Annotated in this window: 9 protein-coding genes; all 9 read right to left on the minus strand. The window is 70.6% G+C overall.

The window, feature by feature from the left end:
- Positions 1 to 94: 94 nt before the first annotated feature.
- The 9 genes from ACFQVC_RS22470 to ACFQVC_RS22510 all read right to left on the minus strand — a co-directional run bounded on the left by ACFQVC_RS22470 (position 95) and on the right by ACFQVC_RS22510 (position 11242).
- Positions 95 to 1210, minus strand: coding sequence for a pseudouridine synthase (locus tag ACFQVC_RS22470; RefSeq protein ID WP_381833047.1), 1116 nt, complete (start codon positions 1208 to 1210; stop codon positions 95 to 97).
- 11 nt (positions 1211 to 1221) lie between these two features.
- Positions 1222 to 1905, minus strand: a complete 684-nt coding sequence (gene scpB / locus ACFQVC_RS22475) for an SMC-Scp complex subunit ScpB (protein ID WP_381833050.1) — start codon at positions 1903 to 1905, stop codon at positions 1222 to 1224.
- A complete protein-coding gene (locus ACFQVC_RS22480; protein ID WP_381833053.1) occupies positions 1902 to 3080 on the minus strand; it encodes a segregation and condensation protein A in 1179 nt (392 codons plus the stop codon). Before ACFQVC_RS22480 ends, scpB begins: the two co-directional genes overlap by 4 nt.
- 85 nt (positions 3081 to 3165) lie before the next feature.
- Positions 3166 to 3777 carry a hypothetical protein gene (locus ACFQVC_RS22485; protein WP_381833056.1) on the minus strand — a complete coding sequence of 204 codons (612 nt, stop codon included), beginning with the start codon at positions 3775 to 3777 and terminating at the stop codon, positions 3166 to 3168.
- A complete protein-coding gene (locus ACFQVC_RS22490) occupies positions 3762 to 4916 on the minus strand; it encodes a ParA family protein (protein ID WP_381833059.1) in 1155 nt (384 codons plus the stop codon). Before ACFQVC_RS22490 ends, ACFQVC_RS22485 begins: the two co-directional genes overlap by 16 nt.
- A 377-nt stretch (positions 4917 to 5293) precedes the next feature.
- Positions 5294 to 6409, minus strand: a complete 1116-nt coding sequence (ald, locus tag ACFQVC_RS22495; protein ID WP_381833062.1) for an alanine dehydrogenase — start codon at positions 6407 to 6409, stop codon at positions 5294 to 5296.
- Positions 6410 to 6554: 145 nt separating this feature from the next.
- Positions 6555 to 8651, minus strand: coding sequence for a tetratricopeptide repeat protein (locus ACFQVC_RS22500; RefSeq protein ID WP_381833065.1), 2097 nt, complete (start codon positions 8649 to 8651; stop codon positions 6555 to 6557).
- Positions 8652 to 8857: 206 nt separating this feature from the next.
- Positions 8858 to 9484: an NUDIX domain-containing protein gene (locus ACFQVC_RS22505; RefSeq protein WP_381833068.1), complete on the minus strand. Its 627-nt coding sequence runs from the start codon at positions 9482 to 9484 to the stop codon at positions 8858 to 8860.
- Positions 9485 to 9580: 96 nt separating this feature from the next.
- Positions 9581 to 11242: a CTP synthase gene (locus tag ACFQVC_RS22510; protein ID WP_381833071.1), complete on the minus strand. Its 1662-nt coding sequence runs from the start codon at positions 11240 to 11242 to the stop codon at positions 9581 to 9583.
- Between the last annotated feature and the right edge of the window lie 279 nt (positions 11243 to 11521).

An 11521-nucleotide genomic window follows, 5' to 3' on the forward strand; every position in this document is an offset into this window, starting at 1 on the left:
AAAGTCACGATGACTATAAAGAGAGGGGGGTGGTCGGCACAACCCTTTACCGAGCGGGCGGGACGGGAGATCGCCCGCCGGATGGGGACGGGGCCTAGAGGTCGACCTCGCGCATCAGCATCCCGACCTCGGTGTTGGACAGCCTGCGCAGCCAGCCCGACTTCTGGTCGCCGAGCGTGATCGGTCCGAAGGAGACCCGGACCAGCTTGTCGCACGGGAACCCGGCCTCGGCGAGCATGCGCCGCACGATGTGCTTGCGCCCCTCGTGGAGGGTCACCTCGACCAGGTAGTTCTTGCCGGTCTGCTCGACGACGCGGAAGTGGTCCGCTCGCGCGTACCCGTCCTCCAGCTGGATCCCGTCCTTGAGCTGCTTGCCCAGGTCGCGCGGGATCGGCCCGACGATGTGCGCGAGGTAGGTCTTCTTCACGCCGTACTTCGGGTGCGTCAGGCGGTGCGCCAGCTCACCGTGGTTGGTGAGCAGGATGACGCCCTCGGTCTCGGTGTCGAGCCGCCCGACGTGGAAGAGCCGCGTCTCACGGTTCTGCACATAGTCGCCGAGGCACTGGCGCCCCTCCGGGTCCTCCATGGTGGAGACGACACCGGCGGGCTTGTTCAGCGAGAAGAACTGGTACGACTGCGTGGCCACGGTCAGGCCGTCGACCTTGATCTCGTCCTTCTCCGGGTCGACGCGCAGGCCCTGCTCGAGCACGATCTCGCCGTTGACCTCGACCCGTGCCTCGTCGACCAGCTCCTCGCAGGCACGCCGCGAGCCGTAGCCCGCCCGCGCGAGCACCTTCTGCAGCCGCTCGCCCTCCTGCTCGGCGCCGGGGAAGGTCTTCGGGAGCTTGATGTCCTTCTTGCCCGCGTACCGGTCGCGGTTGCGCTCCTCGGTCCGCGTCTCGTACTCGCGCGAACGCGAGGGCGCCGACCGGCCGCCGGAGCGCTGCCCCTGCTTGGGGCCGCCCTTCGCGCCGCCGCGCGCCGAGGCACCGCGGCCCGACTTCGGGCCCTCCTGCGAGGCGCCGGGGCCTACGTCGTAGCGCCGCTCCTCCGGGCGCGGCCGCTTCGGACGGCCGCCCTGCTTGTCATCGCGGCTGTTACCGGCACCCCGGTAATTGCCGCGGCCACCGCTGCTGCTCCGGCCGCCGCTGTTGCCACCACGGCTCCCGCCGTTGTTTCCGCTGCTGTTCCTGCCGTTGCTGCTTCGCATCAAAGTTCCGTCTAGTCGTCTGCGTGCTCGATACCCGGAGCATCGGGTGCGTCCGGATCGAACGACGGAACGCCTTCCTGCGTATCGCCCTCGATCGCGTCCGCCTCGGGGAGGAAGGGCGCGAGCTCCGGGAGCTCGTCCAGGCCGCGCAGGCCCATTCGCTCAAGGAAGTAGTTCGTCGTCCTGTACAGGATCGCACCTGTTTCGGGTTCCGCGCCCGCCTCCTCCACCAGACCGCGCTGCAGCAGGGTCCGCATGACGCCGTCGCAGTTCACCCCGCGCACGGCCGAGACCCGGGAACGGCTGACCGGCTGGCGGTACGCGACGACGGCCAGGGTCTCCAGGGCCGCCTGGGTGAGCCGGGCCTGCTGCCCGTCGAGCACGAAACCCTCGACGGCGGCGGCGTACTCGGGCCGCGTGTAGAACCGCCAGCCCCCGGCCACGAGCCGCAGCTCGAAGCCCCTGCCCTGCACGGTGTACTCGTCGGCCAGCGCACGCAGCGCGTCGGCGACCTCGCGCGGGCGCCGTTCCAGCACCTTCGCCAGGTGCTCCACGGTGGCGGGCTCGTCGACGACCATGAGAACCGCTTCGAGGGCGGGCTTCAGATCGAGCGCGGCGACATCGCTCAGCTCCGCGGCGTCGGCCTCATGGCCCTGCGCCGCCTGCCCCTCGGCATACCCCTGCTCGACACTCATGCGCTGCCCTCCGCATCGCCTTCGGAAGTCCTGTCGTCCGGCCCGTCATCCCGTCCGTCGTCCGGCCCGCCGGAGTCCCCGCCGCCCGACCGGCCCTGCGCCCCTGATGCCCCCGATGCCTCCGGCACCTCAGGCGGCCGGTCGAACTCGTCGGTGACCTGCGGCTCGGCGCCCTCGCCCCCGGTCCAGCGCACGGTCAGCTCGCCGAGCGCCTCCTCCTGGTCCATCTCCACGGCCTTCTCCCGGTACAGCTCCAGGAGCGCGAGGAAGCGGGCGACCACGGTGAGGGTGTCGGGGGCGTCCTCGACCAGGCCGCGGAAGCTGGCCTCCCCCAGCTCCCGCAGCCGCGCCACGACCACCTCTGCCTGCTCGCGTACGGACACCAGCGGGGCGTGGATGTGGTCGACGTACACCTGCGGCTTGGGCTTGGGCTGCATGGCCTTCACGGCCAGCTTGGCGAACCCCTCGGCGCCGATGCTGATGACGACCTCGGGCAGCAGCTCCGCGTGGTGCGGCTCGAGGCCCACGGTCCGCGGATACCGCCGTGCCTCCTCGTCGAGACGCCGGCTGAAGATATCGGCGATCTGCTTGTACGCGCGGTACTGCAGCAGCCGCGCGAAGAGCAGGTCACGCGCCTCCAGAAGCGCGAGATCCCCCTCGTCCTCGACCTCCGCCGCTGGCAGCAGCCGGGCGGCCTTGAGGTCGAGGAGCGTGGCGGCCACGACGAGGAATTCGGTGGTCTGGTCGAGATCCCAGTCGGTCCCCATGGCGCGGATGTGCGCCATGAACTCATCGGTGACCTTGGACAGGGCGACCTCGGTGACATCCAGCTTGTGCTTCGAGATCAGCTGGAGCAGCAGATCGAAGGGCCCCTCGAAGTTGGCGAGACGGACCTTGAACCGCCCGTCGTCGGGCTCACCCTCTTCGCGGGGCTCGGTCTCGGTCTCGGGCCCAGGCTCCGGCTCCGTACGCGCCTGCTCCGGTACGCCGGAGCCGGTGGCCGCCGGAGCCTCGGGCTCCGGTTCCGGGCCCTGCTCCGTCTCGGCGGGCACCGCCACTGGCTCAGCGGGCACCGCCACCGGCTCGGGCGCGGGATCCACCGGCGCCGGAGCGGCACCGGGCCCACGACCCAAACTGCGGCGGGCCTTGGCGGCGGGTCCATCAGTCGTCGGCATCGCGGTCCAGGAAGCAGGGGAAACGTACAGCTCGTACGAACGGGCAGGTTATCGTCCCTGCCGCCCCACCCGGGGACCCGGCGTGTCAGCGCCCGCGCAGCCGCCGTACGAGAATGCTCGCGTCACCGCGCGATTCGAGGTCCGCGAGCACGACGGCGACGGCCTCGCGCACGATCCGCCCGCGGTCCACCGCGAGGCCGTGCTCACCGCGCAGAACGAGCCGCGCGTGCTCGAGGTCCATCAGCTCCTCGGCGGACACATACACCGTGATCTTCTCGTCGTGCCGCTCGCGCCCGCTCGGCCGGCGCCCGGAGCCCCGGCCGCGCCGCCGCGTGGACTGTCCCGCGGCCGCGCCGTCCTGCGACTGCCGGCGGCCGGAGCGCTCGTCCTGCTTCTCGCTCTCCGCGCCCCGGCTGCGGTGTTCGCCCGACTCCGCCTCCGCGGCGGTGTGTTCGGCGCTCTCCCCGCTGTCGTCGGTCCCCTTCGGGGCGGTGGTGGCCGCACCCGAAGTGCCCGCCGCGGCGCCCTCGCCGGACCCCGCGGCGGCCGCCGCGTCGCTCTCGCCCGCCGGAGCCGGCACCCGCGCCTCACCGTTCGCCTGGCGGCGGCCGGTCTTGGGCGACGACGCCTGCAGCGCCATTCCCCCGGTGGTACGGAACAGTTCGTCGGCCCCGGGCAGACTCACTCGGCGTGACACCGGGCGAGCACCTCCCTGGCGAGCTGGCGATAGGCGGCGGCGCCAACGGAGTTGGAGGCATACGTCGTGATCGGCTCACCGGCGACCGTGGTCTCCGGGAAGCGGACCGTCCGCCCGATCACCGTGTGGTACACGTGATCGTCGAAGGCCTCGACCACGCGCGCGAGGACCTCGCGGCTGTGCACCGTGCGCGAGTCGTACATCGTCGCGAGGATGCCGTCGAGCTCCAGGTCCGGGTTGAGACGTTCCTGCACCTTCTCGATCGTCTCGGTGAGCAGCGCCACACCGCGCAGCGCGAAGAACTCGCACTCCAGCGGAACGATCACCTTGTGCGCGGCGGTGAGCGCGTTCACCGTGAGCAGACCGAGCGAGGGCTGGCAGTCGATCACGATGTAGTCGTAGTCCTGCATCAGCGGCTTCAACGCCCGCTGCAGCGTGGACTCACGGGCGACCTCGCTGACCAACTGCACTTCCGCGGCCGAGAGGTCGATATTGCTCGGCAGCAAGTCCATGTTGGGCACGGCGGTCTTGAGGAGCACCTCGTCGGCCGCCATGCCCCGCTCCATGAGCAGGTTGTAGACGGTGAGGTCGAGCTCCATCGGGTTCACACCGAGACCGACCGAGAGCGCGCCCTGCGGGTCGAAGTCGACCAGGAGGACCCGGCGTCCGTACTCCGCGAGCGCGGCGCCCAGGTTGATGGTCGACGTGGTCTTGCCCACGCCGCCCTTCTGGTTGCACATCGCGATGATCTTCGCGGGGCCGTGGTCGGTCAGCGGGCCCGGGATCGGGAAGTACGGCAGCGGGCGCCCCGTCGGGCCGATCCGCTCGCGGCGCTGGCGGGCAGCGTCCGGGGCGAGCGTCGCCGCGTATTCGGGGTCGGGCTCGTACTCGGCGTCGGGGTCGTAGAAATGCCCCTCGGGCAACTCGTCGTAGTCGGCGAAACGGGTGGGGTTCTCGCCACTTGGGTCGCCGGCCATGGCGTTCACTTGATGGCCATCCATGCTCTGGTGGGCTGAAAGCGTCGACTGCGGACGCTGCGTCGCTTGCGTGCGCGGTGTGTTCTGGCGGTCGGCAAAGGTGCGGACAGCGACGGAGCCGACAGCTTCGAGCCCCGCGGAGCCCGGTCCCTGCTCAGGCATTCCTGGTTGACCACCCCCGGGAGTAAATGTCGACTCATTCACAAGTCGTCTTACCTCCTTGGTGACCAGGAAACTTCTAGATAGGTCAGCGTGGCACCATGCCGACGGTTGGCGACTCTATGGCGTGTCACCGGTCCGCAGCAACACAATCCGCCGGACCCGGCCCGATGTGTCGGCATCCGAACACCCCTGTGTCAAGGGTGCGAGGCGCCCTCCGGGGTTGTTTCGCGGGTGTGCGAAACGGTTAAAGAGTTACGTTCGAGGCGAGTTGATCGAGCCTCGCAAAGTGACCCGATACACATGCGGCCGGACCTTGGCGGGCAAGGTCCGGCCGCTTGCGCGAGGTTGACGTCGCGCGTTGACGAAGCGCGCTCGACTCAGCCGAGCAGCGTGCTCAGTTCGACGTGCTCCATGCCGTGCGCCTCGGCGACGGGACCGTAAGTCACCTGGCCGTCATGGGTGTTGAGGCCGAGCGCGAGCGCCGGGTCACGGCGCAGCGCCTCCACCCAGCCGCGGTTGGCGAGCTCCACGATGTAGGGCAGCGTCGCGTTGGTGAGCGCGTACGTGGAGGTGTTGGGCACGGCGCCGGGCATGTTGGCGACGCAGTAGAAGACCGAGTTGTGGACCTTGAAGGTCGGCTCGGCGTGCGTGGTCGGACGGGAGTCCTCGAAGCAGCCGCCCTGGTCGATCGCAATGTCGACAAGAACACTTCCCGGCTTCATGCGCGAGACGAGCTCGTTGGTGACCAGCTTCGGGGCCTTGGCGCCCGGGATGAGCACCGCGCCGATGACGAGGTCGGCGTCGAGGACGGCCTTCTCCAGCTCGTACGCGTTGGAGACGATCGCGCGCACCTTGGTGCCGAACACCTTGTCGGCCTCGCGCAGCTTGTTGATGTCCTTGTCGAGCAGGGTCACGTGGAAGCCCATGCCGACGGCGATCTGTGTGGCGTTCCAGCCGGAGACACCGCCGCCGATGACGACGGCCTTGCCCGGGTGGGTGCCGGGGACGCCGCCGGGCAGCACGCCGCGGCCGCCGTTGAAGGCCATCAGGCTGTAGGCGCCGACCTGCGGGGCGAGCCGGCCCGCGACCTCGGACATCGGGGCGAGCAGCGGCAGGGCGCGGTTCGCGGTCTCGACCGTCTCGTAGGCGATGGCCGTGGTGCCCGACTCCAGGAGGGCGTCGGTGCACTCCTTGGAGGCGGCCAGGTGCAGGTAGGTGAAGAGCGTCTGGTCCTTGCGCAGGCGGTGGTACTCCTCCGCGATCGGCTCCTTGACCTTCAGGAGCAGGTCGGCGGCGGCCCAGACCTCGTCGGCGGTGGGCAGGATCTTCGCACCCGCGGCGACGTACTCGTCGTCCGTGATCGAGGAGCCGGCGCCGGCGTTCTGCTCGATGACGACCTGGTGGCCGTGGCGCACCAGCTCGTGCACACCGGCGGGGGTGATCGCCACCCGGAACTCGTTGTTCTTGACCTCGCGGGGGATGCCGACCTTCATCGTCGATCACGGTCCTTGGCTCAGGGGATGTTTCAGGCAATGACAGACATACCCGTATGCACTGCGGCGCAACGGGAGACACCACGGAAGTACGCGGCGGACCCAGTCTAATGAAGGATATTCAGCTGTCTAGCCTTTCAATGCATCAACCTTCTTGAGATGCACTGCGGATTTCGTAGGCGGAGCGTCCGGCTCCGTCGGCTTCTGTCAGCTCTGTGCCAAGCATGCGCTCCGCGGCGGCGCGATGCAGGCCCGCGGACGCGGGGTCGCCGAGCCGGTCGAGAGTGTCGGCCAGGCGCAGCTGCAGCGCCGCCTGCAGCCGTACGTCCTGCGCCTGCCGCGCCCACTCGACGGCTTCCCTGCAGGTACGCAGTGACTCCTCGGGCCGTCCCGCGTACTCCTGCACCCGGGCCATCTCGCTCAACGCCCTTGCGTAGGCCGGGATTTCACCGGCCTTGCGGTAGCCCGCGACGGCGGAGCGCCAGTGCCGCAGCGCCTCGCCGTAGCGGCCGGCGTAGGTGTGGGCGGTGCCGATCCGGCCGTAGAGACGGGCGGCGTCCAGCTTCTCGTCGCGGGTGAGCCGCTCGCTCAGGGCCCGTCCGAACCAGTCGGCGGCCCGCTGCCAGTCGCCCAGTTCCTGGTAGGCGCCGCCCACGGATTCCATGGCCCGCCCGGTGGCGTACGGATCCTTCGCCTTGCGCGCCGCGACCAGGGCGGCCCGGTAGCGGGCGAGCGCTTCCTGGGTGCGGCCGGTCTCGGCGTCCAGGTCCCCGAGGTTGAGCAGCGCGGCCGCCTGCTCGCGGGGCAGCTCACGGCGCTCGGCGACGTCGAGCACGAGCCGGTGGATGCCGTACAGCTCCGGAGCGGCCGCAGCGGTGCCGCGGTGGGCCACCAGGGCCCGGGTCAGCGCGGCCATCAGCCGTCGCGCCAGGGTGTCGAGGTCCCCGTCGGCGACCGCGAGCCGGGCCGAGGCGAGCAGCGCGGCCTGCCGGATACGCAGCCAGTCCGACGCGGCGCGGGGGTTCGGGAACCGCAGGGCGCGTGGCAGCCCGGCGAGCTTCTTGCGGGCGGGCGAACCCTCGGGCTCGGTGACCGCCCGGCAGGACTGCAGCAGCCGCACCGTGCGCTCCAGCATCCTGGCCCGCGCGAGCTGCACCTCCGCAGGCCGGTCCTGGACCTCGGTCAGGGCCCGCAGGAGCGGCTGCAGACAGCCCGGCACCTCGTACTGCGGCAGCGGCGAGTCGACACGGCGCAGCAGGCCGAGCTCCGTGAAGTCCTCCAGGGTGGTGGCGGCGGCCGAGACCGAGCACCCGGCGAGCGCGGAGGCGGTGTGCGGGTCGGCGAGACCCGCGGGGGCCAGGGAGAGCAGTCGCAGTATCCGCGCGGCGGGCCCGGGCAGCCCGTCGTACACGAACCGGAAGACCCGTGCCAGGCAGCCCGGCGCGCCCTTGCCGCCGCCGCTCTCGTCCTCCGGCAGGTTGTGCAGCTGCTTGGCGAGCTCGGCGACGGAGGCCTTGGGGCGGGCGGCCAGCCAGCCGCCCGCGAGGACGAGGGCCGCGGGCTGGTGGGCGCACTGCTCGGCGAGGTTCTCGGCGGCGCGCGGGTCGACCGTGATGCGCACGGAGCCGGTGTAGCCGCTGAGCAGTTCGAGGGCCGACTTCGTGTCGAGCCCGCCGAGCGTGCACGGGCGCACGTCGGAGATCCCGGTCAGCGGCCCCTGCGAGGTCACGAGGAGCAGGCACTTGGGGGCATCGGGGAGCAGCGGCTCGACCTGCTCGGCGTCGGCCGCGCCGTCGAGCAGCAACAGCACCCGGCGTACGGAGAGCGCTTCGCGCAGCTGCTCGGCCAGCTCGTCCTCGGCCGCCCCGGGTGCCACCGGGACCCCGAGTGCGCCCAGGAGCTCGCGGGCGGTGCGCTCGGTCGGCACCGGCTCGCCGTCCGGCTCGGTGAGCCGGGCGCGCAGGACGCCGTCGCAGTAGTCGTCGGCGAGGCGCTCGGCGAGCTCTTCGGCGAGTGCGGTACGGCCCGATCCCGGGCGCCCGGCGATGAGCAGCACGCGTGCGCGTGCCGGTGCGCGTCCCGAGAGGGTGTCGAGTCCGGTGCGCGCGATATCGGCGCGCAACTCCTTCAACTCCCTTTGCCGCCCGACGAATTCGGGGGCCCCCGTATGCCGCACCATTCCTGGTGCGGAGGCCTCCGCCGTGGGCGAAGAGGCCTGGGTGTCCACCGCCTGATCCGTCACGGGCCACGCTCCCGTCCAGCTGCGCACAGGGCCCGCCCGCGGCTGCGGTACGGGGAATTCCGAGCGTAGTTCACGCTCTGCGACGAACCGGGTGGAGCAGGGCGGACAGGTCCCCCGATCGGATCAGGAGATGGTCACACCGGCGGTGATCAAGGAGCGGGTGCCGGGGCCCGTTCCTGGGCGGGCCCGGCATCCACGGCGGCCTGTCAGGCCTCGAAGGGCCGCGCGGGCCAGGGCGCCTCGGCCGGGCGCAGCGCGTCGAGGCCGTCGCCCTGCTGGGCGGCCACCAGCGAGAGCACGCCCACGACCAGGCAGTTGTTGTGGAGCTCGCCGCCGAGCACACCGCGGACAAGCTCGTCGAGCGGCACCCGCTTGAGCTCCATGTCGGCCTCTTCCTCGGAGACCTCGAAACGCTCGCCCTCGGCCTCCGACAGATCGCGGGCGAGGAAGATCCGCACCGCCTCGTCGCAACCGCCGGGAGTGGTGAAGACATCGGTGAGGACCCGCCAGTCCTCGGCCTTCACGTGCGCCTCCTCGTACAGCTCGCGCTGGGCCGCGTGCAGCGGGTTCTCACCGGGCACGTCGAGCAGCCCGGCCGGGATCTCCCACAGCTTGTGGCGCACGGGGTGGCGGTACTGGCGGATGACCAGGACGCGGCCGAGATCGTCCAGGGCGAGGACGGCGACCGAGCCGGGGTGGACCTGGTAGTCACGGCGCGCGACCGTTCCGCCGGGCATGACCACGTCGTCGGTGCGGACGCTGGTCTTGTTGCCGACGAACGGGGTCGCGGTGGCCTTGATCTGCCACTCCTCGGCGGTGTCCTTGAGCGTCATGACGGAACGTCCTCCCACAGGCCCGAAAGCACATACACAGAAACCGGGGTACGCGCCTCAAAAGGCCCGTACCCCGGCAACCGTATCGCCTGGGTGTTACTTGCCCTTCTTGCCCGCCTGCTGGCGCTCGACGGCCGCCTTGGCCAGGCCCGCGAAGAGCGGGTGGGGGCGGGTCGGGCGGGAGCGCAGCTCGGGGTGCGCCTGGGTGGCCACCAGGTAGGGGTGCACCTCGCGCGGGTACTCGACGTACTCGACGAGCTTGTTGTCCGGGGACGTGCCGGAGAAGACCAGGCCGGCCCGCTTCTCCAGCTCCGCGCGGTAGGAGTTGTTGACCTCGTAGCGGTGGCGGTGGCGCTCCTCGACGTACTCCTTGCCGTCGTACGTCTCGCGCACGATGGAGCCCTCGGCGAGCTTCGCCGGGTACATGCCCAGGCGCATGGTGCCGCCCATGTCGCCGTCACCGGCCACGATGTCGAGCTGCTCGGCCATGGTGGAGATCACCGGGTGCGCGGTCGCGGCGTCGAACTCGGTGGAGTTGGCCTCGGGGATGTCCGCGAGGTTGCGGGCCGCCTCGATCACGATGCACTGCAGGCCGAGGCAGAGGCCGAGCAGCGGGATCTTGTTCTCGCGGGCGTAGGTGATGGCGCCGACCTTGCCGTTCACCCCGCGGTCGCCGAAGCCGCCGGGGATGCAGATCGCGTCCACGTCGGCCAGCTGCTTCTTGGCGCCGGCCGGGGTCTTGCAGTCGTCGGACGTGACCCACTTGACCTTGACCCGCGCCTTGTTGGCGAAGCCGCCCGCGCGCAGCGCCTCGGTGACCGAGAGATAGGCGTCGGGCAGGTCGATGTACTTGCCGACCAGCGCGATGGTGACCTCGTGGTCGGGGTTGTGCACCCGGTCCAGAAGGTCGTCCCACTGCGTCCAGTTCACATCGCGGAACGGGAGGTCCAGCTTGCGGACGACGTACGCGTCCAGGCCCTCGGTGTGCAGCACCTTCGGGATGTCGTAGATCGACTTGGCGTCGATGGCGGCGACGACCGCGGCCTCGTCGACATCGCACATCAGCGAGATCTTGCGCTTGATCGACGCCGGTACGTCACGGTCGGCGCGCAGCACGATGGCGTCCGGCTGGATGCCGATGTTCCGCAGGGCGGCGACCGAGTGCTGGGTCGGCTTGGTCTTCAGCTCACCGGACGGGCCGATGTAGGGCAGCAGCGAGATGTGCACCACGAAGACGTTGTCCCGGCCCACCTCGTGGCGGACCTGGCGGACCGTCTCCAGGAACGGCAGCGACTCGATGTCGCCGACCGTGCCGCCGACCTCCGTGATCACGACGTCCACGTCGTCGGTGGCCATGCGGCGGATGCGGTGCTTGATCTCGTTGGTGATGTGCGGGATGACCTGCACGGTGTCACCCAGGTACTCGCCGCGCCGCTCCTTGGCGATCACCTGCGAGTAGACCTGGCCGGTGGTGACGTTGGCCGAGCCGTCGAGGTCGACGTCGAGGAAGCGCTCGTAGTGGCCGATGTCCAGGTCGGTCTCGGCGCCGTCGTTGGTGACGAACACCTCACCGTGCTGGAACGGGTTCATGGTGCCGGGGTCGACGTTCAGATACGGGTCGAGCTTCTGCATCGTGACCCGCAGGCCCCGCGCCTTGAGAAGCGCACCCAGGCTGGAGGCGGTCAGGCCCTTGCCGAGGGAGGAGGCGACACCCCCGGTGACGAAGATGTGCTTGGTCGTCGTGGCTTTGGGCGGCATGGCCAAGAGGGGGCTCCCGTGGTCGCGAGGTGGTGGTGCGTACCGGCGTCCGGCCCGGAATTACTGGGATTCCGGGGTGGCTGCCGTCGCTGCGGTTCGGGGGTCTTGCACCCACCGGTCCACGGGCTACCAGGGTATCAGCGACGCGGCGAGGTCGCTTCCGGCCACGCAGCGCACCCTGGAATGCACCGTCCGTGGCCGCGCCCCGTGTTTGCCGCGCGAGACTCACTCGGCGGCCACCCGTTCGGCTCAAACTGATTGCCGCGACCCTCGCGCGGA

Source organism: Streptomyces monticola (genome assembly GCF_042665355.1).
GTDB classification, from domain to species: domain Bacteria; phylum Actinomycetota; class Actinomycetes; order Streptomycetales; family Streptomycetaceae; genus Streptomyces; species Streptomyces monticola.

What these genes read in the sequence shown, in the direction of transcription:
- ACFQVC_RS22470 (WP_381833047.1), bottom strand. Translation starts at nt 1,210, where the DNA reads ATGCGAAGCAGCAACGGCAGGAACAGCAGCGGAAACAACGGCGGGAGC.
- scpB (WP_381833050.1), bottom strand. Translation starts at nt 1,905, where the DNA reads ATGAGTGTCGAGCAGGGGTATGCCGAGGGGCAGGCGGCGCAGGGCCAT.
- ACFQVC_RS22480 (WP_381833053.1), bottom strand. Translation starts at nt 3,080, where the DNA reads ATGCCGACGACTGATGGACCCGCCGCCAAGGCCCGCCGCAGTTTGGGT.
- ACFQVC_RS22490 (WP_381833059.1), bottom strand. Translation starts at nt 4,916, where the DNA reads ATGCCTGAGCAGGGACCGGGCTCCGCGGGGCTCGAAGCTGTCGGCTCC.
- ald (WP_381833062.1), bottom strand. Translation starts at nt 6,409, where the DNA reads ATGAAGGTCGGCATCCCCCGCGAGGTCAAGAACAACGAGTTCCGGGTG.
- ACFQVC_RS22505 (WP_381833068.1), bottom strand. Translation starts at nt 9,484, where the DNA reads ATGACGCTCAAGGACACCGCCGAGGAGTGGCAGATCAAGGCCACCGCG.
- ACFQVC_RS22510 (WP_381833071.1), bottom strand. Translation starts at nt 11,242, where the DNA reads ATGCCGCCCAAAGCCACGACGACCAAGCACATCTTCGTCACCGGGGGT.